This is a genomic window from Paenibacillus whitsoniae, assembly GCF_003955665.1.
Taxonomy (GTDB): domain Bacteria; phylum Bacillota; class Bacilli; order Paenibacillales; family NBRC-103111; genus Paenibacillus_E; species Paenibacillus_E whitsoniae.
Genome location: NZ_RXHU01000110.1, coordinates 1 through 22827, shown reverse-complemented (window position 1 = coordinate 22827; position 22827 = coordinate 1). Strand labels below are relative to the sequence as shown.

Annotated in this window: 19 protein-coding genes; 13 read left to right on the top strand and 6 right to left on the bottom strand. The window is 53.5% G+C overall.

Going from position 1 to position 22827, the window contains the following annotated elements; all coding sequences use genetic code 11:
- The first annotated feature begins 324 nt into the window (after nucleotides 1-324).
- Together EJQ19_RS28775 and EJQ19_RS28770 are read left to right on the top strand one after the other, a co-directional pair.
- On the top strand, nucleotides 325-2130 hold the full coding sequence (locus tag EJQ19_RS28775) for a CBM96 family carbohydrate-binding protein (RefSeq protein WP_206438502.1): 1806 nt from the start codon (nucleotides 325-327) through the stop codon (nucleotides 2128-2130).
- A 261-nt stretch (nucleotides 2131-2391) separates the two neighbouring features.
- Complete coding sequence (locus EJQ19_RS28770; protein ID WP_338143352.1) at nucleotides 2392-3180, top strand: pentapeptide repeat-containing protein; 789 nt, start codon at nucleotides 2392-2394, stop codon at nucleotides 3178-3180.
- 50 nt (nucleotides 3181-3230) lie between these two features.
- Here EJQ19_RS28770 and EJQ19_RS28765 read toward each other — a convergent pair whose 3' ends face one another.
- A complete protein-coding gene (locus EJQ19_RS28765; RefSeq protein ID WP_126144678.1) occupies nucleotides 3231-3815 on the bottom strand; it encodes a GNAT family N-acetyltransferase in 585 nt (194 codons plus the stop codon).
- 198 nt (nucleotides 3816-4013) lie between these two features.
- On the opposite strand from EJQ19_RS28765, the gene EJQ19_RS28760 reads away from it, so the two are divergent.
- On the top strand, nucleotides 4014-4523 hold the full coding sequence (locus EJQ19_RS28760; protein ID WP_126144677.1) for a methyltransferase: 510 nt from the start codon (nucleotides 4014-4016) through the stop codon (nucleotides 4521-4523).
- A gap of 67 nt (nucleotides 4524-4590) precedes the next feature.
- Here the strand turns inward: EJQ19_RS28760 and EJQ19_RS28755 are convergent, their stop codons facing one another.
- Together EJQ19_RS28755 and EJQ19_RS28750 are read right to left on the bottom strand one after the other, a co-directional pair.
- The gene (locus EJQ19_RS28755; RefSeq protein WP_126144676.1) at nucleotides 4591-5664 is read right to left on the bottom strand and encodes a bifunctional 3-deoxy-7-phosphoheptulonate synthase/chorismate mutase; all 1074 of its coding nucleotides are present in this window, start codon (nucleotides 5662-5664) and stop codon (nucleotides 4591-4593) included.
- A 531-nt stretch (nucleotides 5665-6195) separates the two neighbouring features.
- On the bottom strand, nucleotides 6196-7083 hold the full coding sequence (locus EJQ19_RS28750; protein WP_126144675.1) for an AraC family transcriptional regulator: 888 nt from the start codon (nucleotides 7081-7083) through the stop codon (nucleotides 6196-6198).
- A gap of 189 nt (nucleotides 7084-7272) precedes the next feature.
- Here EJQ19_RS28750 and EJQ19_RS28745 point away from each other — a divergent pair, with 189 nt between their 5' ends.
- A complete protein-coding gene (locus tag EJQ19_RS28745) occupies nucleotides 7273-9984 on the top strand; it encodes an alpha-L-rhamnosidase (protein ID WP_126144674.1) in 2712 nt (903 codons plus the stop codon).
- Between the two features lie 175 nt (nucleotides 9985-10159).
- Here the strand turns inward: EJQ19_RS28745 and EJQ19_RS28740 are convergent, their stop codons facing one another.
- Nucleotides 10160-10471, bottom strand: coding sequence for a hypothetical protein (locus EJQ19_RS28740; protein ID WP_126144673.1), 312 nt, complete (start codon nucleotides 10469-10471; stop codon nucleotides 10160-10162).
- Entirely contained in the window at nucleotides 10455-11492 is a 1038-nt protein-coding gene (locus tag EJQ19_RS28735; protein WP_126144672.1) for a LacI family DNA-binding transcriptional regulator, read from the bottom strand. Before EJQ19_RS28735 ends, EJQ19_RS28740 begins: the two co-directional genes overlap by 17 nt.
- A gap of 126 nt (nucleotides 11493-11618) precedes the next feature.
- Between EJQ19_RS28735 and fucU the strand changes: the two genes are divergently transcribed.
- The 7 genes from fucU to EJQ19_RS28700 all read left to right on the top strand — a co-directional run bounded on the left by fucU (nucleotide 11619) and on the right by EJQ19_RS28700 (nucleotide 20824).
- The gene (gene fucU, locus EJQ19_RS28730; protein WP_126144671.1) at nucleotides 11619-12044 is read left to right on the top strand and encodes an L-fucose mutarotase; all 426 of its coding nucleotides are present in this window, start codon (nucleotides 11619-11621) and stop codon (nucleotides 12042-12044) included.
- A gap of 81 nt (nucleotides 12045-12125) precedes the next feature.
- Nucleotides 12126-13916 carry an L-fucose isomerase gene (locus EJQ19_RS28725; RefSeq protein WP_126144670.1) on the top strand — a complete coding sequence of 597 codons (1791 nt, stop codon included), beginning with the start codon at nucleotides 12126-12128 and terminating at the stop codon, nucleotides 13914-13916.
- A 216-nt stretch (nucleotides 13917-14132) separates the two neighbouring features.
- Nucleotides 14133-15458, top strand: coding sequence for a response regulator (locus EJQ19_RS28720; protein ID WP_164716790.1), 1326 nt, complete (start codon nucleotides 14133-14135; stop codon nucleotides 15456-15458).
- 111 nt (nucleotides 15459-15569) lie between these two features.
- Nucleotides 15570-17000 carry an ABC transporter substrate-binding protein gene (locus tag EJQ19_RS28715; protein ID WP_241243124.1) on the top strand — a complete coding sequence of 477 codons (1431 nt, stop codon included), beginning with the start codon at nucleotides 15570-15572 and terminating at the stop codon, nucleotides 16998-17000.
- A 114-nt stretch (nucleotides 17001-17114) separates the two neighbouring features.
- Nucleotides 17115-18026, top strand: a complete 912-nt coding sequence (locus tag EJQ19_RS28710) for a carbohydrate ABC transporter permease (protein ID WP_126144668.1) — start codon at nucleotides 17115-17117, stop codon at nucleotides 18024-18026.
- The gene (locus EJQ19_RS28705) at nucleotides 18023-18904 is read left to right on the top strand and encodes a carbohydrate ABC transporter permease (protein ID WP_126144667.1); all 882 of its coding nucleotides are present in this window, start codon (nucleotides 18023-18025) and stop codon (nucleotides 18902-18904) included. The genes EJQ19_RS28710 and EJQ19_RS28705 overlap by 4 nt, the downstream gene beginning before the upstream one ends.
- 147 nt (nucleotides 18905-19051) lie before the next feature.
- The gene (locus EJQ19_RS28700; protein WP_126144666.1) at nucleotides 19052-20824 is read left to right on the top strand and encodes a sensor histidine kinase; all 1773 of its coding nucleotides are present in this window, start codon (nucleotides 19052-19054) and stop codon (nucleotides 20822-20824) included.
- A gap of 59 nt (nucleotides 20825-20883) precedes the next feature.
- Here the strand turns inward: EJQ19_RS28700 and EJQ19_RS28695 are convergent, their stop codons facing one another.
- Entirely contained in the window at nucleotides 20884-21078 is a 195-nt protein-coding gene (locus EJQ19_RS28695; protein ID WP_126144665.1) for a hypothetical protein, read from the bottom strand.
- A 174-nt stretch (nucleotides 21079-21252) separates the two neighbouring features.
- Between EJQ19_RS28695 and EJQ19_RS28690 the strand changes: the two genes are divergently transcribed.
- Both EJQ19_RS28690 and EJQ19_RS28685 read left to right on the top strand, forming a co-directional pair.
- On the top strand, nucleotides 21253-22257 hold the full coding sequence (locus EJQ19_RS28690) for an LLM class flavin-dependent oxidoreductase (protein WP_126144664.1): 1005 nt from the start codon (nucleotides 21253-21255) through the stop codon (nucleotides 22255-22257).
- A gap of 393 nt (nucleotides 22258-22650) precedes the next feature.
- The coding region (locus tag EJQ19_RS28685; RefSeq protein WP_164716788.1) for a heme-binding protein at nucleotides 22651-22827 on the top strand (177 nt) is incomplete at its 3' end.

The window sequence follows — 22827 nt, the reverse complement described above, 5'->3', positions numbered from 1 at the left end:
TTTTCAGAAAAGATCAACATTACATGGTATGACGGGGATCTGGCAGTTATGCCTAGTTCCATCCAAAACGTGCGCAAGCAGCCGGGGATTATTTTTTGATCAGCGGGCGGGAACAGGATTTTTTTTCCAAAGAAAACACATGAATACCCTAAAATTATACAATTCGCTTATTCGGCGAAGTGGTAAGCTTGGTTTGTAAGCGCAACCAAATGATTTTTGAGAGAAAGGGGGCAGGGAGGACGAGAAGGCAGCAAGCAGTAGGTTTCGGCAGATGAGGTTGGCTTTGTGAAATCGTAATCTATTTGAAAACCTGGAGGAATGTTGATGAAAAAGCAGTATGATCCCAAGAGAAGCAGAACGAGCCTGTTGGTTCTCCTATCGTCCTTGCTGGTGTTGGCGGTTCCATCTGTGGCCGGCGCCGCCACTTCGACGCTCACCCCTTCCGACGATGCTTATGTCCATGAAGGGAATCCGACGAGTAATTATGGGACAGCCACTTCGCTGTATGTGAAAAACGACCCAGGTGCCTCCCGCTATTCGTTTTTGAAATTTAGCCTGGCAGGTATTTCGGGTGTCACGAGCGCGAAGCTGCGTATTTATGGCAGCGCTTCCTCCAACACGGAGCTCTCTGCCTACAAGACGACGGACAGCTGGACGCAGTCGGCCATTACGTGGAATACGAAGCCGACGGTTGGCGCCTCCGCAGGCAGTATCCCGATCAATACGACCAACATGTATAACGAAATCGACGTCACGTCGTATGTTACAGCGGAAGCTGGGGGTGACGGCCTGGTATCTTTCGCGTTGCAGGAAAGCGTAGGGAAGTATACGACGCTGAACAGCAAGGAAAATGCCTCCAACAAGCCGCAGCTTGTGATCGAGAGCGGCGGCAGCGGCGGGGGAGGTGGCGATACACAGGCACCTTCGACGCCGACCGGGCTTACTGGCACGGCGGCTTCGTCCTCGCAGATCAATTTGAGCTGGTCCGCATCGACCGACAATGTCGGAGTCACCGGTTATGAGATATACCGGAACGGCTCGTTTCTCAAAACGGTGACCGGCACATCTACCAGCGACACCGGCCTGTCAGCCTCCACCACCTACAGCTATGCCATCAAAGCGAAGGATGCTGCCGGCAATGCCTCCGGTCAAAGCTCCACGATTAACGTGACGACGAGCGCAGGCTCTTCCGGCTCGAGCTGCTCCGGGGCACTGAGTTCGACAACGGCGATTCAGAACGCAATGAAAAATGCGACGGCGGGTACGGTTATTTTGCTTGCACCGGGCACGTATGTCGGGAATCGCTCGACCAGCGGCGATCCGGGCGGTCAAGGCTTGTTCTACTCCGGAGCGAACGGTACGTCGGGGAGTCCGATCGTGTTGAAAAGCTGCGATTCCTCGAACCCGGCAGTTCTGAAAGGCTCGGCTGTGAATGACGGGTCTTACGGCATTCATTTGACCGGCGATTATTGGCAAATTCGCGATGTTGAAATCACCACGGCGCAAAAAGGCATCATCATCGACAACGGCAATCGTAACCTCCTGAACAATGTTGAGGTCCACAACGTTGGCGACGAGGGCGTTCATTTCCGTGACGGCAGCTCCTATAACACGCTAGAGTACTCTTTGATTTATGATACAGGCAAATACCAGTCAGGGTACGGAGAAGGCGCCTATATCGGATCTGACTCCAGCTCGAATTACGAACACGTCGTGACGGGAAATGTCATCAGCCACACGAATTTCAACGGCGGCATTACGGCGGAGCATATTGATGTCAAAGAGGGCGCGACCGGTACGATCATCGAGTACTGCACCTTCAATGGCACAGGCATCAGCGGAGATAACAGCGCAGACAGCTTTATCGATATAAAAGGCGTAAATACCATTGTTCGCTATAATCAAGGCTATCGCAACGGCAATACGAAAATACTGGACGCCTTCCAGGTTCGCACGCATGGCACCGACTACGCAACAGGCATGAACAACTCGTTTAACAATAACACGGTAAATTTGGATAATTCGGCAGGTTACGTTGTCTTTGCAACGAGCCAGGCGACGGGCACAACCGCTGCGAACGATACGCGCACAGGCGGCGGCAATTTGTACAACTCCAATGTGAATCAGTAAGTGAGAGAATTCCGCCAATCCTTGCGGCTGTGAGGGTTGGCGGTTTCTTTTTGGCAGGAGGTAGGAAGGCTTGTATTGAATCATTGGCGTGAAGGCGGTATCATAAAGCACATCATGAAAAAGGAATTATCAACAATCGGGAGCAAGGAGGACTGGCCTGTGGCTCAAGAATCTCAAGAATCTCTAAAATCAAACCTCGTTTCGAAGCCATCTTTAACATCCCTGCAGGCAGATTGCGGTGCATGTTTTGGGTTATGCTGTGTGGCTTTATATTTCTCGGCATCAGACGGCTTTCCAGACGATAAGCATGCGGGGCAGCCTTGCCTTCATTTGCAGACGGATCATCGTTGTCGTGTTCACGATCAGCTTTCCGAGAAAGGGTTGAAAGGCTGTATAACGTTTGACTGCTTTGGTGCAGGGCAGAAAGTATCCGGGGAAACCTACGGCGGTAAAGATTGGCGGGAATCGCCGGAATCCGCTAATGAGATGTATGACGTATTTCGTGTGATGATGCAGCTGCACGAATTGTTGTGGTATTTGACGGAAGCGCTCGGCTTGCAAGTGGCGGCGCCTCTCCATGATGAGCTTCGCCGGCTGCTGGAGGAGACCGAACGGATGACGTCGCTCCGCCCGCAAGAGCTTCTGAACCTGGATATCGGTCTGCACCGGGCATCCATCAACAGCTTGCTCGTGAAGACAAGCGAGCTTGTCCGGGCGGCAGCGACCGCTGGGCAAGAAACTCGCCCGAATGACAAAGGGCGGTCTTTGCGTCACAAGCTTGGTCGCGGTGCCGATCTGATGGGCGCCGACCTGCGGACTGCGAATCTGCGAGGCGCTCACCTGCGGGGAGCTTTTCTGATTGCGGCCGATCTAAGAGGCGTCGAGCTGTCGGGAGCCGACTTGATCGGCGCAGATTTCCGGGATGCGGATCTACGGGGGGCCGATCTGTCTGCGAGTCTGTTTGTGACGCAAGCCCAGCTTAACGCAGCTAAGGGAGATTTGCACACGAAGGTGCCGCCTAGGTTAAAGCGGCCGGCGCATTGGGGGTAAGTCAAGTTTCGCTTGCAGCTCGGAAGCCTCTTGACCTCTTGAGCGATCCTTTAGAACTCGGTCCCGCGCACCTTGGCAAAAACCAGCGTATTACGGAGCTCTCCATTCACGTCGCAGCGATCGCTGCGAAGCGTGCCTTCCAACGTATAACCGGCGCGAAGCGCTACGGCTGCACTGCGCGTATTTTGTGCATCGCAGCGAATTTCGATGCGGTTCGCTTGTAATTCGTCGATAGCGAATTGAGTAATCGCGTTGACCGCTTCGGTGACGAAGCCTTGTTTGGCGCAGGAAGTGCGGATCCAATAGCCGATTTCGAACCTGCGAACTTGCCAATCTATGCGGTGCAGTCCGCTGCTGCCGACAAGCGCACCGGTTTCTTTGGAGATAAGCATTAATCGCAAATCCGAACGGGCCAGAAATTTGAGCCTTGCGTCCCGAATGTTGGCTTCGGAATCTTCCGGTGCAGGCAGGGTTTGTGCCCAAGGCATCCAGGGGCGAAGCTCTTCCAAGCTTTCGGCGACAGCTTCATTGAGCGGGGCGCCGTCTCCCCATAAAGGTGCTCGGATCAACAAGCGGGAGCTTTCGAAACTCTCTGGAAATTCGATTAATATCGGGTTTGCAGCAAATACAGGCATGGGACCACTCCTCTGGGAATTTATGTAAAGTTTTGGTGTGAGATTAAGTATACGCGAAAGCGATGACATCTGCACCTTGTGCATCCTTCCCGCGTATCGACATTCGCCGCAATTTATGGGATGATGGAGCAATGAGCGAAAGCGCCTGCGGCCTGCAGGCCACAGGAAGGTTCGCATTATAGTCAAGGAGTGAACGGCATGTCTCGCAAGTGGGAACGAATGGTCAGAAAAAATTCTAAGCAAATTAACAAAACGAGAGCGAAACAGGGGAAGGCGCCAATATCGACTGACCCGGACCGTGCGGAGGTGTTCAAAGGCAGGAGCCTGCTGCTGTCCGGCTTTTTTATCGTTGTCGCCCTGTTCCTGCTGTTTACGTTGACGCGAGCGGAAGGGGATAACATGTACTGGTTTACGACGCTCAGCTATCTGGTAGTCGGCATCTTTATTTTCTTTCTGAGGCGTCCTTATCTGCGAGTCAGCAAAACGACGTTGTCCAAACGCGGTCTAGCGCGGGAACTGAACGTCACGGCAGAGAACATTAAGGAAATTGTGGTTCAGTCGAATCAGGTTGTCATTGAGATGAACGGCAAAACGCCGCGCTGGGTATATACGAAAATGCTGAACCGCTTCGATGTCGACGCGATGGCGGTCCGATTGAAAAAGTACGCAGACCAGAACAATGTTGCGTTTATCGATAAAACGGTATAGGCGGCGTCTGTCTGAAAGACAAGCCCTCCGTCCTTCTCTTAAGAGTCGGGCGGGGGGCTTTTGCATGCTAAAAAACGATACCGTTCTTATTCACTTCCGTATAGAAACGATTGAATTCCTCGATCGTGAGCTGCTGCGCCGCATCCGACAGGGCGGTTGGCGGGTCGGGGTGCACCTCGACCATGATACCGTCGGCCCCTGCCGCCAGCGCAGCCTTTGCGCACGGCGCAAAAATGTCCTTGCGACCGGTCGAATGGGTGACATCGACAAGCACCGGCAGGTGGCTTTCCTGCTTAAGAATCGGTACGGCCGAGATGTCAAGCGTGTTGCGCGTTGCCTTCTCGTATGTGCGGATGCCCCGCTCAATCAGCATGACTTGCGAGTTGCCGCGGGAGAGGATGTATTCTGCCGCATGCAGGAATTCGTCAATCGTCGCCGCGAGCCCGCGCTTCAGGAGTATCGGCGTGCGCACTTCGCCGGCTGCTTTGAGCAGCTCGAAGTTTTGCATGTTCCGCGCGCCGATCTGGATAACGTCGATGTACTGACCGGCAAGCTCAATATGCGCGGGATCGACGATTTCGCTGATCGTTTTCAGGCCGAATTCAGATGCAACCTCTTTCAACATGCGTAACCCTTCAATCCCGAGCCCCTGAAAATCATAGGGGGACGTCCGCGGTTTGAACGCGCCGCCGCGCATGACGTGCACGCCGGCCTGCTTCAAGGAGGCAGCAACCGTTCGCAGCTGCTCATAGCTTTCAACCGAGCAGGGGCCGGCGACCATGATCGGCTTCGTGCCCCCAACCGTAACCGGACCGAGCGTGATGACGGTATCCTCTTTCTTCTGCTTTCGTGAGACGAGCAGCTGCTTTTTGTGATCGTTTTGCTGCAGATTCAGGGACGCTTGGAAAATTTGCTTGAACAGATGCCGGATCGCATCGGTATCGAAAGGCCCGTTGTTGCGGGCAACAAGCGCTTCGAGCATCTCTTTCTCGCGAATCGGATCATGCTTGGGTACGCCTTGTTTTTCTTTCTCCTGGCCAATTTCCTGGGCAATCGCCGCCCGTTCGGAAAGCAGCTCCAGCAATAGCAGATTAATCTCATCTATGCGTCCTCGCAGCGCATCCAGTTTAGCATTTGTCATGGATAATTCCTCCTCGATTTCGATAAAAGCATACAAAAAGACCCCTCGCCGCAAGGGACGAGGAGCCGTGGTACCACCCTAATTCAGAAGCTTTCAGCCGCATGCGCATACGGGGAAATGCTTCATCTTGAGCCCTTTAACGCAGGGAGACGGGCGAACCTACTTGCGCGGCAAGCGAATTGTCGCGGTTCAGCAGCCTGCTCGGGAATGAACTTCAATGGGGCATGACTTCGCGCGCTCTCAGTCGGTGGCGCCGCGTCCCTGGCAAGTCATGAATCTCATTTACTCTTTCCGTCATCGCATTCTGATTATGTTTCGTTTCGATCGATTGAATTATTAGGTATTGTAAGTCAGAATTTTCTGACTTGCAAATATGAGCTTTAAAGCGCGTCTGCTTTACCGCAGTGCAGGGCTGGGGCTCTCGGCACGACCGGTAACTTTTCGCCGCCTGATTATTGATAATGTATGACGGCAGGATCAATTTGCCCGGGCATTACGCTAAAATCCGCTCGTTGAACAAGCCCGCGCAAGTTATTTAAGAGCAGGCGCTTCATTTGTACGATTTCGAAATTGTCCTGGCGTAATCCCGGTCTTCTTCTTGAACAGCCTGTGAAAAAATTTCATGTCGGCATATCCAACGGAAGCGGCCACTTCGCTCACGCTGCTGCGGCTGCCGATGAGCAGTTTGCAAGCGGCCTCGATGCGGATGCTCTGTAAATAGTCGGTGAAACTCATTCCGGTTTGGCTTTTGAAGAGGCGCCTGAACTGCCGTTCACTGAGGTTGCTTCGCGCTGCAAGCTCCCCAAGCCGGATGTCGGTGCTGTAATGCCGATCAACGTAAGAGATGGCTTCCTCGAGGGTTAGCCATAACGGCTTTTCCGCGGCAGGTGCGTCAATTTGAAGCTGATGCCGATATAAGCCGGTAAGGATTCGAATGATGAGAGAAGTGAGTACAGCCAAGTAGCCTGGCGGTTTGGTGGAGAACTCCCGGTATAACTCCCTGAATATGGCTTGGTATTCGCCGGACGAATCGTTCATGGTGAACCAATGGAGACTGCTGTCAGCAAATATGCCGCAAATGCCGGAGGCTTGTGGAAAGCCGCTGCCGAGCTCCGTCAAGTAAGCTGTGCGGATGAGACAATTATAGACGATCAGCGGCCGGTCTTTTTCCGGCGTTTTGGGCCGGAATACATGCCGGCACCCTACCGGTATGAAAAAGAGTGTCCCATGCAGGGCCGGTACGGCCTCGTCGGCAATGTAATGCACACCGGCGCCTTCGCTGACGTAGGTAATTTCAATAAATTCATGGGAGTGCTCGGATGACTCAAAGGATTCATAAGCCCGGTTCACATAGATAGGCACACCCGGATGAAAAAAACTGTCCTCCAACATCACAAAGCTGTGGCGTCTAATGCTCATAGGCATGCTCCTTCCGTTCTTTAGGAATCCTGATGCTATCTTACAAATACGCGTTGTGATTGTCCAGATCAACCTATAATATTGTCCGAATTATCCCCTAAGAGGAATGGGAATCCCCTTTACAATTAAACGTAACGGCGCCAATGACAGATGGCGCACGAATTCATAGTGAAAAGGTGAATGTGTACGATGACCTTATTCGAAGTTACACGCTTGCGATGCGAGAGCCTGCACAACCCGGTTGGACTCGGCGTCACAATTCCCCGTTTCAGTTGGCAGCTAAAGTCGGATGGCGTTCATGTGATACAGCGAGCGTATCGTCTGCAAGTAGGCTTTGATTCGGAAGATTTTAACGAGAACGCCTTGGTCTGGGATACCGGTATCGTGCAATCGGAGCGTTCTGTAGGGGTGGAGTATGAAGGCACAACGCTTGAGTCTCGCCGTCAATACCAATATCGCGTAAAAGTATGGGATCAGCACGGCCGGGAATCGGCTTGGAGCGAGACGGCCTATCTAGAAATGGGGCTGCTTCATGCCGAGGATTGGTCAGCGGCTTTTATTACACCTGACCCAGCATCGATCGATTCGCAGGTCGAGGATATATTTCTGCTGCGCAAACCATTTTCTGTCCGCTCGGGCGTGAGAAGGGCTACGATTTATGCGACGTCGCTCGGTTTGTATGAACTGGAGCTGGACGGTGAGCGCGTCGGCGATTGGCAGTATACCCCAGGCTGGACGAGTTACCGCAACCGCCTTCAGGTTCAAGCCTACGATGTGACGAATCGCATTTGCTCCGGCGTCAACCACGCGATCGGCGCATCGCTTGGGAACGGATGGTACAAAGGGAATCTAGCCTGGCAGGATCAGCGCAACATTTTTGGTGACACGCGGGCGCTTCTCCTGCAGCTCCATATCGATTATGCCGATGGTACGACAGATATTGTCGGCACGGATGGGACTTGGCGAGCTTCAACGGGGCCAATTCTCATGTCGGAGCTGTATCACGGAGAAACTTATGACGCTCGTCAGGAAAAGGCGGGGTGGACGACAGCGGCATACGACGACGAGAACTGGAGTGCTGTCAGCGAAGTGAAGCATGCGATGGACATTTTGGTCATGCAGGAAAATGAACCCTCACGGATCACGGAGCGGCTGAAGCCGGTTGCGCTGTTGCGGACGCCTGCCGGCGAAACGGTGATCGACATGGGCCAAAACATGGTTGGCCGCTTGCATCTCCGATTGAATCTTCCGGAAGGCACGGAGGTTACGCTCCAGCATGCCGAAGTGTTGGATCGAGATGGCAATTTTTATATCGGCAATTTGCGCACTGCGAAGCAGACGGTCAGGTACACGTGCAAGGGAGGCGGAGAGGAATATGAACCTCATTTTTCATTTCAGGGGTTCCGGTATGTAAAGGTTGTTGGCTGGCCCGAAGAGACGCCGCTTGAATTGGAGCGCTTCACAGGACACGTCATTCATACGGACATGGAACCTAGCGGAACGTTCGAGTGCTCGCACCCGCTTCTGAATCGGCTGCAGCAGAATATCGTTTGGGGGCAGAGAGGGAACTTTCTTGACGTGCCGACCGATTGTCCACAGCGGGATGAGAGGCTAGGCTGGACCGGCGATGCGCAAGTGTTCATTCGGACGGCGGCGTTCAATTACGGCGTGGACGCTTTCTTTGCCAAGTGGCTGCGCGATCTGAAGGCTGATCAACGCAGCGACGGCGGCGTACCGTTCGTGGTGCCGCATGTGTTGGATGAGAAGGCGTACGCCTCTGCGGCCTGGGGGGATGCGGCTGTCATTTGCCCATGGACGTTGTATATCTGTTACGGAGAGCGGCGTGTTCTTGAAGAGCAGTACGAGAGCATGAAAGCCTGGATTGACTACATCCGCGCGCAAGGGGATGACGAGAATCTCTGGAATACCGGCTTCCATTTCGGGGATTGGCTTGGACTGGATGCCAAAGAAGGCAGTTATATCGGTGCAACACCCAAAGATCTCATCGCGACGTGCTTCTATGCGTATTCTACCGGCTTATTCGTTAAGACGGCAAAAGTACTTGGCCGCCATGAGGATTCGGAGCAGTATGCTACGCTGTATGAGCAGATCGTCGCTGCATTTGAACGAGAGTTTGTGACGGCCAGCGGGCGGCTTGCAGCACATACGCAGACGGCGCATGTGCTGCCTCTCATTTTTGGATTAGTCCAAGGTCCTGTGCGTGAGCGCGTGGCGCGGACACTGGCCGCTTATGTGGAGGAGAATAACTGCCACTTGACGACAGGATTCGTCGGAACGCCTTATTTGTGCCATGCCTTGTCCGAGAATGGCTATCATGAGTTGGCCGTGAAATTGGTGCAGCAGGAGGGTTATCCGTCTTGGCTCTATGCGATCCACCAGGGGGCCACAACGATCTGGGAGCATTGGGACGGCATTAAACCGGACGGCACATTTTGGAGCGACGATATGAATTCGTACAATCACTATGCCTACGGTTCCATTGGGGATTGGCTGTATCGGTTCGTGGCCGGCCTTGATCTGGACGAGACGGGGCCGGGTTATCAGCGTATTCGCTTCCAACCGCGTCCGGATTCAGGCTTGACCTACGCGAAGGCAGCTTATCAGTCTGCCTACGGGTTGATCCGCAGTGAGTGGCGGCTTGGCGAAGGTGAAGGCGAAGTCGGTGGTACGGTCCTCTACGAGTTTGAGCTTCCGCCTAATACGACGGCCGAAGTGAGGCTGCCGGGCAGCGCAATGGAGAAAGTCATTGTCAATGATGTAGGTGTGGGGCAGGCAGACGGCGTCTTGTCCGCTCAGCAGCTGGGAGATGCCCTCGTGCTGGAACTGGGCTCCGGGACGTATCGAATCTTCATTGCGGCTTCGCCGAACGAGAAGGAGTAAGATGAGTGGGAGGTTGCGCCGTCGGCGCAGCCTCTTTGTCAGTAGATTTTCCTGCAAACTCAGGGAATTATGCGAATCAAGCGGTAAATGGATGGAAACCTGTATCACCTACAGGTTAATTCCGGCATTACGTCTCTTTCGGGTTGGAATCGGGCGGGAAAGTGTTCCCGGTCCCTTAATCGTACCGGTCCTCTTCCTCTCGAATGAAATCATCGAGAATCAGTTCGGCTTCCGTCTCGAAGTTCAAGTGAAGCGGGGCAGGGAGCAGGTCCATGATTTCCTCCACATCAGGCAGCGCCATAAATGCATCTAACGATTCAGGCGCTGATTGCATCCCCTGAACCCATTCGCGAACTGCTTCAATCCATACGTAAAATGACGATTGAAAGTGGTCAGCTGCGCCTTCCTGGTCCTCTTCATCCGCGCTCGCCATTGCGTTCCAATGCTGTATGCAAGCGCGCAGCGTTTCTTCAACCTTCCGCTCCATCATTTGTCTCCTTTCGTTGCAATTCTCGCGTCGACGATCGGATGATCAAGTCGGAGGGCAGCATGATTTTACGCGGGGGCTGCGCAGCTTCGGCTTCAATGCGTTCGATCAGAAGCTGCATGCCAAGCAGCCCGAACTGGTAAGCCGGTTGAGCCGCCACCGTGAGAAACGGATTGATCATCTCGGCGGGCCCGATGTCGTCGAAACAGGCGACGGAGATGTCCTCCGGCACCTGCAGTCCGCGCTCGCGCAAGGATTGGATGATGCCGACGGCGAGCAGGTTGTTTGCTGCGAAGATCGCCGTCGGCGGGTCTTTCAGTGTGAGCAGCGCGTCCAACGCAGCATCCTCGTGAAACACGCGGAAGCCGAGGTGCACAACCAGCTCGTCGTCCATGGGCAAGCCGCTGAGCACCAGCGCTTCCCGGTAACCGGTGTACCGCAGCCTTGCGGTGGAAACGTCCGGCGAGCCGTTGATCATAGCGATGCGGCGATGTCCGAGGGAGACGAGGTGCTCAACGAGCGTCTTCGCGCCTTCCTTGCTGTCGCCGAGTACAATATCGGCTTCGATTCCGGGCACTTCACGGTCCAGGATGACGAGCGGAATCTGGTGCTGGAGCAGGCGATTCAAGTTATCCACCGAGAGATCCCCGGTTGGGGCGAAGAGAACGCCGTCGACGCGTGTGGACAGCATCATGTCGACGTAATCTTTTTCCTTCGCATAATTTTCGTCACTGTTGGCAAAAAGCAGTCGATACCCAGCCTTCTTGGCGGCATCTTCCGCCCCGCGGGCAAGTGTAGTATAAAACGGATTCGTAATATCCGCTATGAGCAGCGACAAGATATTCGTTTTCTGGGAAACGAGGCTGCGTGCGGCGCTGTTGGGGATATAGTTCAACTCCTCCATCACCTTGCGAACCCGTTTACGTGTATCCTCGCTGATACGGCCGGTATTATTGATCACCCGGGATACGGTCATCGCCGATACGCCGGCTTTTTCAGCGATGTCATAGATTGTTATCACGAGCTTGATCACCTTTCATCCCAATTCTATTTGTCTATTGTATAGAAAATAAGGATTGACAGCAAGGCACAAACTTGTTATTTTTGGGTTATCGGTAACACAGCTTAAAACTAGGAGATGTTTTGGATGCTTAAAGGGATACCTTCGATTCTGACGCCAGAGCTTTTAAAAGTGTTAATGGAGATGGGGCATGGGGATGAGATCGTGCTGGGCGACGGCAATTTTCCCGCAGCCAGCCATGCGCAGCGGCTGATTCGTTGTGACGGTCATGCGGTGCCTGAATTATTGAAAGCGATTTTATTGCTATTCCCGCTGGATACTTACTGTGAGCAGCCTGTTGCGCTTATGGCGAAAGTGCCGGGGGATCCGGTTGAAACGCCGATCTGGGGCGAATATGAAACCATTATCGGGGAGCACATGCAGCCTGCGATTGAGCACGTTGAGCGCTTTGCATTTTACGAAAGGGCGAAACGCGCTTACGCCATCGTTGCGACTGGCGAGAAGGCGCTTTATGCGAATGTGATTTTGAAAAAAGGCGTTGTAGTCGAGTAGTTAGGTTTATCGGTAACCCCGAAATTCGACAAGATCGTGCTCGATTGCGAAGCTCACCAATACCAAGGAAGGTGAATAGTCATGACGATTGAGAATAGCCGCTGGAGTCAGGAGTTTCCGAAAATCGGAATTCGCCCGACGATCGACGGCAGAAGAAAAGGCATTCGCGAATCGTTGGAAGAGCAGACGATGAACATGGCGAAAGCGGTTGCGGCGCTCCTGAGCGAAACGCTGAAATACCCGAACGGCGCGCCGATTGAGTGTGTCATCGCTGACACCTGCATCGGCGGTGTAGCGGAAGCTGCAGCAGCGGCGACGAAGTTTGCCAAATCCTGCGTTGGTGTATCCATTACAGTTACGCCATGCTGGTGTTACGGGACGGAGACGATGGATATGGACCCATCCACGCCGAAGGCGATCTGGGGCTTCAACGGCACCGAGCGCCCTGGCGCGGTATATTTGGCGGCAGTGCTCTCGGGCCATGCACAGAAAGGCATTCCGGCATTTGGCATCTACGGCCAGGAGGTGCAGGATGCGGGCACGACGGACATTCCGCACGATGTGCAGGAGAAGCTGGTTCGTTTTGCCAAGGCTGGGCTGGCTGTTGCGCAAATGAAAGGCAAATCGTACCTGTCCGTCGGATCGGTCTCCATGGGGATCGCAGGCTCCATTGTCAACGAAGAGCTGTTCCAGAACTACCTAGGTATGCGCAATGAATATGTCGACATGTCGGAGCTGGTGCGCCGTATTGACGAGGTGATCTACGATCCGGCGGAATACGAGCTTGCGATGAGCTGGGTGAAAGAAAACTGCGTGGAAGGTCCGGACAATAATCCGGCCAGTATCCAAACGTCCCGCGAGAAGAAAGATCAGGATTGGGAAACGGTTGTCAAAATGTCCCTGATCGTCCGCGACTTAATGGTCGGCAATCCGCGTCTGAACGAGCTCGGCTTCGGTGAGGAAGCGCTGGGTCACAATGCGATCCTGTCCGGTTTCCAAGGGCAGCGCCAGTGGACGGATCACTTCCCGAACGGCGATTTCATGGAAGCGATCCTGAACACTTCGTTTGACTGGAATGGCAAGCGCGCACCATACTTGGTCGCCACAGAGAACGACAGCTTGAACGGCGTCGCGATGCTGTTCGGCCATCTGTTGACGAATACGGCGCAGATTTTTGCAGATGTGCGTACGTACTGGAGCCCTGACGCGGTGAAACGCGTAACCGGACATACACTCGAAGGCGCTGCGGCCAACGGGATCTTGCACCTGATCAACTCCGGTCCGGCTGCGTTGGACGGTACAGGCGAGCAGTCGCGTGACGGTCAGCCGGTCATGAAGCCGCACTGGGAAATCACCGACGACGAAGTGGAGAAATGCCTGGAAGCCACATCCTGGCGCCCAGCATCCTTGGAATATTTCCGTGGCGGCGGCTTCTCCTCCGACTTCCTGACCAGAGGCGGCATGCCGGTCACGATGTCCCGCATTAACCTGGTGAAAGGACTAGGCCCTGTGCTGCAGTTGGCAGAAGGCTACACTGTCGATCTTCCTGCCGATGTGCACAAAACGCTCGACGATCGCACCGACTCCACTTGGCCAACAACATGGTTTGCTCCGATTTTGACCGGTGAAGGCTCGTTCACGGATGTGTATTCGGTGATGGATAATTGGGGTTCGAACCACGGCGCTATCTCTTACGGCCATATCGGAGCTGATCTGATAACGTTGGCTGCGATGCTGCGCATTCCGGTTTCCATGCACAACGTGGCGAAAGATCAAATCTTCCGTCCGCGTGTCTGGAGCAATTTTGGTACATCCGATCCGGAAGGCGCTGACTACCGGGCATGCACGAACTTCGGACCGCTTTATAAGTAAGTGGCTTGCGCACCTGTTCCCGCTGATGAAGCGGGGCGGGTGTTTTTTGGTAGTGGTGACCAGCTTCATTCCGCCCCGTGCCACCACCTGCTCACCACGCAACCGATCATCCATTTCCCCAACGATCCCACACGATGTCCGTAATAAAAATCATGTTCAATCCCGCGGTTTCCGACTAGAATGAAGGGGATGCAGCAAATAGAACGAGGTGGCAGGATGGTTAACGTACTGATTGTCGATGACGAACCGATGATTTGCAAAGGCGTTGCTGCGATTCTGAAGCAGTCAAAGCTGGGCATTAACGAAGTGTTTATCGCGAATAACGGATTTGAAGCACTGGACTTTATTCACTTGGAGAAGATCGATCTCGTGTTCACCGATATTCAAATGGATCAAATGAACGGTATCGAGCTCATGGAGAACATTTTTACGCATGATCCGTCCATACCGGTTGTCATTTTATCGGCCCACGGTGAATTTGAATACGCGCAGAAAGCGATTCGGTTTGGCGCGAAGGAGTATTTGGTCAAGCCGATTACGCCGCCGCACCTCATTTCGGTCGTAAGCAAAATTCTGAAAGATAAAGAAGAGAAGGGGCAGCGCTTCTCGCAGGGTGACGGTGTGCGTTCGCTTCCCACGCATATGTCGCATGAAATCAACTACTACTTGAACGAGTTGGTAACGAGTACGATTCAGCCGTCGGAAGTGGCTTCGATCCTCGAGCAGCTCGACCATCGCATGAACGGGACACATTACAGCATGATGACGATCAAGCTGGCGCTGGAGCGGGGCGGGCGCAACGATGAAGAAATCATGAGCCTGAAAGACCGCAGCCTGCTGAAGTATGCGGCGATGAACGTGGTGGAGGAGACGGCCGCCCAGTGGCAGCATCTGCTTTTCGACAATCATCATTCCCGCTTTACGCTGCTGCTCCAACTCACGGAAGAGGAGAAACGCGGTTCTTCCAGCGTCAATCAATTGCAAATGATCGCGCAAATGATTCATACGAATTTGCAGCGCTACTTGCATGTGAAGAGCCAGTTCGGGATTTCCCGCATCCGGGAGGGGGTAACCGCGTGGCCGGTGCTGTACCGGGAAGCGATGGAGAGCCTGGCGTACTGCGAGAAGCATCAGGATCATTATATGCTTTACATTGAAGATATTGGCGATGGGACGAACCGGGCAAATATGACCGAAACGCAGGTGGATGAAGCCAATCACCGGATCGTGTACGAGACGAAGCTGTATATCGAACAGCATTTCCGCTTGAAAGGGCTTAAGCTCCAGGATATCGCCGACAGCGTGCACCTCAGCCCGAATTATCTCAGCTATCTTTTTAAAAAAGTGATGGGTATCAATCTGTGGGATTACGTGACGAAGCTGCGGATGGAAGAGGGCAAACGGCTCATCTTGACGACGGACAAACGGCGATACGAGATTTCGGAGGACATCGGGTATGAGTCGCCGGAGCATTTCAGCAAGCTGTTCAAGAAACATTTCGGGATGAACATTTCGGATGTGAAGCAAACGGCAGGACCGTAATATGTGACACGAAGAACGTAACACGGCACATCGTCGTTTGAGGCGGCTCCCTCTATAATCAGAAATGTACCAACCAAATGCGAGAAATGATTGGAAAGGGGAACCACAACGATGAAGATGAAAAAAGCGTCTACCTTGGGAGCAGGGGCGGTTGCGCTAACGGTTTTATTGGCTGGCTGCGGGTCCAATACGACAACGACGAGCACGGTCAGTCCGAATACAGCAGCAACGGCAGCTTCTACGGCTGCGGCAAGCACGGCTCCAGCGAAAAAAGTAACCATTACTGCGGAAAGCTTCAAGGCTGACCAGAAAGAGAAGAACGACCAGCTCGATCAGCGGATTGCGCGCTTCAAAGCGAAGTATCCGAATGTCGAGTTCAAAAAAGATGATTGGCAGTACAATCCGCTGGAAATCGGGATTAAAATGGCATCGAACAGCGCGCCGACGGAGTATACGACCTACGCGACGGAAGGCAAAGTGCTGGTCGACAAAAAATGGATCGCGGACATCACCGATTCCATGAACGCTTGGGAGCACGCCAAAGATATGAACGACCTCCTGTCGAAGCCTTTCGTCGTGAACGGCAGAACATATGGGGTGCCGATTGACGGGTACGTCATGACGATTACATTGAATAAAAAACTGTTTAAGGAAAAAGGCGTTCCGCTGCCTCCGATGGACTGGACATGGGACGATCTGCTGGATGCGGCACGTAAAATCAACGATCCGGCAAAAGGCATCGCAGGCTTTATTCCGATGGGCAAAGGGCCGGAAGCGGGCTGGAACTGGACGAATTTCCTCTATGCCGCTGGCGGTGACGTGCAAAAGCTGGATAACGGGAAAGTTGTGTCCCTCTTTGACTCTGAGGCTGGATTGCAAGCGCTTCAATTCTATAAAAAGCTGAAAGACGAGAACCTGATTCCGCAAAACTGGGCGTTAGGATACGGGGATGCCCTGAACGCCTTCGCGCAAGGACGCGGTGCGATGGTCATGTGCGGCAGCGGCAACGCAGCTGATACGGCGATTAACGAAGGCGGCATTTCCAAGGACGATCTCGTCGTGTATCCGATGCCTTCCTTCACCAAGGGCGGCAAGCATACGGGCGTGCTCGGCGGCAACTACCGCGTCATCAATCCGAAGAGCGACAAAGATCAGCAGCAAATGGCGTTCAAATGGATTGTGGATGAATATTTCACCGACGATTTCCTGAAATCCACGCAAAAAGAAATCGAAGACCGCAAAACGAAAAACCGCGTCTACATTCCGCAGCCGATCAACTACTGGAAAGATTCATCGGACTTCGGCAAAAAGTACACCGATCTGTTAGCAAAGTACGACAACGTGTTCAAATACGATCCGCAATTGCTGGCGCTCTGGGACGGCAAACCGGAAGCGCAGTACGAAGCGCAAAAATTCTACACCGAAATGGCGAACGTCATTCAAAAAGTGTTCACGACCAAAGATGTGGATCTGAAAAAGCTGCTCACCGATACGTCCACGAAAGTGCAAACCGAAGTGTTTGACAAAGTAAAGGTTGAATAGCCTCAGGGAATAATCCTCGGATCTAGCGGGCTGCGAGGAAATCAGCCAATTTGATTTCCTCGCGGTCTCTATGCCCTGAGCGGCCAGATCCGACTTCATAAGGGAGTGTTACGAATGGATGCGGAGCTTCGCACAGAACCGGCTGTTGCCGTTAGAGGCCTCAAGAAGAGACGGAACCTGTATGTGTGGGGGACGCTGTTCATTTTGCCGGAAGTGATTTTGTTTCTGATTTTTTTATGGGTGCCGATTGTAAAAGGCATCTTTTACAGCTTCTACACGGTTGATTTCGTTGGCGGGAATCATTTCACAGGGCTTGCCAACTACGTTTCCGTACTTAAGGACGATCTGCTGCTGACGTCGATTAAAAATACGCTGCTTTACATCGGCCTCGGCATTGTCATCGGCTTCTGGGTGCCGCCGCTTGTGGCAATCGCCGTATCCGAGCTCCGCTGGTTCCAAGGCGCTGCGCGCATTGTCAGCTATTTGCCCAGCGCTGTTCCCGCCATCGTGCTCTACGGCATGTGGATGTGGTTTTTCGATGCGGTAGGGCCGATCAATTCCTTTTTGCAATCGCTGAGCCTTCCTCAGCTTTCCTTCTTCTCGCCGCATCTGGCGATGCCCTCCATCGTCTTTATGGAGACATGGCAAAGCTTCGGCAGCGCCACGCTGATCTACATTGCAGCCATCGTCAGCATTCCGAAGGATTGGTACGAAGCGGCTGAAATCGACTGCGCCTCTGTCTGGCAGCGCATTCGCTTCATCACCCTGCCGAGCATCAAGACCCTGATGCTGCTCCTTTTGCTGCTGCAGGTGATCACGACATCGCAAGGGTTTCAAGCGCAGCTTTCGATGACGGACGGCGGTCCGAACAATGCCACATTGACCTATTTGCTCTGGTTGAACCACACGGCGTTCCGCGATTTGGACTTCGGCAAAGCGAGCGCGATGGGCAGTTTGATGTTCTTTGTGCTCATTCTATTATCCGTGGCTTACAATATCATGCAGCGTAGGAGTGAACGGACATGAAGCAAGGCGATCGCGGGATTATTTCCCTCTATGATTTCAAAAAAAGCACGGTAAAAATCGGCTACGCCGGGATGGTGCTCGTCATTGTCGCCATTGCCGTTACGATGATTTATCCGTTTTTAAATACATTTTTCGGATCGCTCAAGACACGCGAGGAGTTCTTCACATTCCCGCCGACTTTTTTCCCGAAGCACTGGATCTGGCAAAATTATGACGATGCCTTCCATGCCTTCGACCTGCCGTTATTTACGTTTCTTAAAAATACAATCTTTATCTACCTCGGCAATACGGTATTCTCGCTGCTTTTTCTCGGGCTGGCTGCCTTTGCGCTGTCGCATTTGCACATCCCGCTGAAAAGGTGGGTGACGTTGTTCTTCTTCTCGACGCTGCTCATTCCGCCGGCGAGTTATATCGTACCCAACTTCCTGAACTTGAAAAGCCTGGGGCTGATCAACACGTACTGGGCGTTCTGGCTGCCGGCTGCGGCGAATGCGTATTACATGCTGCTGCTCAAAAACTTTTTTGACGGCATCCACAAAGAAATTCTGGAAGCGGCCCGCATCGACGGCGCCAGTGAATTCAAGTCGTTTCTCACGATCGCCGTGCCGCTCTCGACGCCGATTATCGGGACGCTTCTCATGCTGTCGTTCTCGACAACGTGGAACGATTTCTATTGGCCGAACATCGTGATGACCGAAAAGAGCATGTACCCAATCGCAACAGGGATCTATCGCTACGTTGTGTATCAGAACTCGGTCATTCCCTGGAGCGTCCGTTTCGCCGTGCTGACGATGGCCATGCTGCCGCCGGTTGTTTTCTTCCTTATTTTCCAAAAATTCATTATCCGCGGACTCTCGGTTTCGAGTGTCAAGGGTTAAGGCGCGAAGCGTCGATCAGAATGCTGTTCTGGCGGCGTTTTTTGCGCTGTAGACGGTGTGACTTGTCGTCCCAGTGTGTAGAGGAGTAACGGGAGGCAGCGGCGAACTTAACACTCATAAGCTAATGAATAAAGGGCGGTCACTCCCATGCGAAAAATGTTTCAAAATATGAATTTGATGAGAAAACTCATTCTGCTGCTGATTGTGTTCGTTGTCATTCCGATCCTCGTGCTCGATTTTGGCGTTGCCAAGAAGTTGGAAACGATTACGGAAGTGCAGGTCGGCAGCGCACTTTTGCAGCTTGTGGAGGGCAGCCACCTGACACTGGATCGCGAAAGCAGCGATTTTGACGAAAAGACCGAAAAAATCATGATCTCGCAGGAGATACAGCAGCTCAATAATATTTCCTCCTCTTCCGAATATGAGCGGTTTGAAGTGTTTAAAGCGCTTGATAAATATTTAAGCAATTATTCCAATAATGCGATTACGTACTCGCTATTTTTTTCGGACCGCAATCAACTGTATTCCTTCGTCCCGAACCCCGATCTGCTGAAAAGCGGCGTCTTCTACTCCACAAATCTGGATGAGCTGCCGTGGTTCAAGGAGGTGAGCAGCGCCAAAGGGAAGGGCATTATCCGCGTCATCGACAAATTCGGCTTTAATTCGTCCGGCGTCCAGACGGTTGCCTATATGCGGCAGTTGAACAGCATTTATAATGGCGAATCGGTCATCGGCTATTTGGTCGTGTCCGGGATTGAGACGCCGCTGCAGAGCGATTTCGAGCCGTTCCGCAAGTACGAGGAAGCGCAGGTGCTGCTGCTTGATAACCGCAATACAGTGATCGCGACAAATACGCCGGCGTATGCGATCGGAGCGAAGGCCAATGTACCGGCCAATCAGGTGGAGGGCGTGTTCCGGCATCAGGAGGGGAGCATCGAGATGATGTCGGTCATTCATACGAGCGAGGCGACGAATACGCGGCTTGTGATGCGGGTGCCCGTACAGTCGATCATCCGCGACCATATTTTGGTCCAGCGGCTTGTGCACTGGATTATGATCGGGTATTTTTTCATTTTAATCCTGGCGAGCATGTATTTCATCCAATCCATTCTGAAGCCGATCTCGCGGCTGGCGCGCATCACGAACTCATACCATCCCGGAAGGCCGTTAGGCATTTCGCTGCACGCCGAGAGCAAGAACGAAATCGTGCTGCTCAGCAACCATTTTATCCGCATGACGAACCGTCTTAACCAGACGATCTACGACCAATACGAGCTGGAGCTGAAAAATAAAGAAGTGGAGCTGTCGATCCTGCATGCGCAGATCAATCCGCATTTGCTGTACAATACGCTGGAGTCGGTGTATTGGCATACGCTTATGGAAGGGGCAAATGAATCGGCTGAAATGATTAAGGATCTGTCGCTGATTATGCGGATCGGCCTCAGCAAAGGCAAGCTGCTTATTCCGGTGATGGAGGAAATCAACCACGCGGAGGCCTATGTCCGACTGCAGTTGTTCCGGTATGAGTATGCGTTCCAGGTGCACTGGGAGGTTGAGGAAGTAGCGAAGACGTACATTGTGCCGAAGGTCGTCCTGCAGCCGATCATCGAGAATGCGATTTTGCACGGCATCAAGCAAATGGATCAGGACGGGCTGCTGTGGATTCGCGTGAACGTGGAAGCGGGCCGACTGGTCATTCGAGTCGAGGACAACGGCTACAGGGCCGTGGATGTGGGGCGGCTGAACAGCGTCTTGCAGGGAAATGAGAGCAGCAAAGGCTACGGTATGATCAATGTGCAAAAGCGGATCGAGCTGCACTTCGGGGCGGGGTACGGCCTGCATTACGAGCAGCGGGCGGAGCAAGGCGTCCGGGCGGTCATTATGATTCCGGCGATCGAGGACGAGAGTGAGCTGAAGTAACGAAGCGGCAGCGTACCCTGGAAAGGGCGCTGCCATTCGGTGCTGGGGCGCAAGCTATATCAACTCTGCGGATAGCTGGTAGACTCGTCCGTTTGGAGGGCGTTCAACTGGGAATCAATATAGGAATCAATCGTATCCAGGACTTGGCTGAGCGGCGATTGGTTCATAATAATGCAGTTGGAATGAATGGCCGTGTAGCTGTTGTCGTCCTTATTGATTTTAAAGCCTCGGTAATTTTCATAGATCGTTCTCATGACAATCTCTCCTTCTGCTTCGGTGTATAGTCTAAAATAGCATGAATTCAGCAAGTTTGATAGAGGTGTAAATTGAGAGAGATTGTCTAGTTTTGACGGTAAAAATGTTGTCGATTTCTCCTACTTTGCTATTCTGTTTCTATTTGTGTTACAGTTAGAGGGAGGTGAAGCTGCATGTTAAAATTGGGGGTTCTTGACCAATCGCAAATAGGAGAAGGCCGCGATGCGGCCCAGACGCTGGCGGAGACGACAGCGCTCGCGCAGGAAGCCGAGAAGCTCGGCTACACGCGCTTTTGGATGTCGGAGCACCACGCTTCGCAGGCGCTTGCGCATTCGAGTCCGGAGGTGCTGATTGCACACGTCGCGGCATTAACAGAGCGCATCCGCGTGGGCTCAGGCGGCATTATGCTGCCGCATTACAGCGCGTATAAGGTGGCGGAGAACTTCCGCCTGTTGGAGGCGCTGCACCCTGGCCGGATCGACGTCGGCCTGGGGCGCGCGCCGGGCGGCATGCCGATTTCGACACGTGCGCTGCAGGAAGGCAAGTACGTGAATGTCGTGGATCAGTACCCGCAGCAGGTGGCCGACCTGACCGGGTACTTGCACGATACGCAGCCCGCGGGGCACCGCTTCCCGGGGCTGCGCGCGGCGCCGATTATCCCGACGGCGCCGGAGATTTGGCTGCTGGGCTCGTCGTACGACAGCGCCCGGCTTGCGGCCGAACAGGGTACCGCGTTCGGGTTCGCGCAGTTTTTCGGTAATGCGGACTGCGCGGAAGCGCTGCGCATTTACCGGGAGCATTTCACGGCTTCGAGTCTAAACGAGAAGCCGTATTCCTTGGCCGCCGTGCTCGCGATTTGCGCGGACTCGGAAGAAGAGGCGAATGAACTGGCGCTGAGCACGGATCTGTTCTTCTTGTCGCTGGGGCAAGGCCGGCTGCTGCCGTTCTTCCCGTCCGTGGACACGGCGAAGCATTATCCGTACACGGTGAATGACTACGCGCTGATTCGCGGCAGACAGCATCAGCGCATTGTCGGCACGCCGGACAGCGTGAAGGCGCAGATTCTGGCCTTGAACGAGGCGTACCAGGCCGATGAGATTATGGTCGTCTCGCCGATCCATAACGTGGAGGCGAGGCTGAAGTCGTACCGCCTGCTGGCGCAGGCGTTCGGGTTGTAAGGGCAGGCGGCTGACAGCTGCCGGTGTTCGGCAGTTGCCGCCAGCGTGGCTTCCAGCGTGTCCTCCCGCATGGCCGCTCCCGTGGTCGCCCGCAGGGTCGATTCCTGCCAAAAGGCAGGAATTTCCTCAGAAGAAGCTGTACAAACGGAAAAGCCTGCGAAAAAGCAGNNCTGCCTTTTTGCAGGCTTTTTCAGATTTCAGCTGAGCCATAAGGACGGTGGCGTGCGTTGCAACGTAAATGAAGTGAAGTAATGAATCTCTCCGTATGATTGCGTGCACGGTATTTTTTCTTCATTTAGCTTCCTTTCGACATATCCTGCCGGTCTGCCCATACATATGAAAAAGGCATTACCCAGAATGTGTTCGCTTTAGCGCTGAGGGAGGGACATCTTGATGAAATCTGTTTTGAAGCTCGAGCTTGCGGAAGCGAGAGCGATGATCGCGGGCGGCATAGCGGCCGCTCGAGCGCTTGGCGCCGCCGAGACGATCTGTATCGTCGACGACGGCGGCTATGTGCTGGCCATGGAGCGCATGGACGGAGCTCGGAATACGAGCCCGGAGCTGGCCATG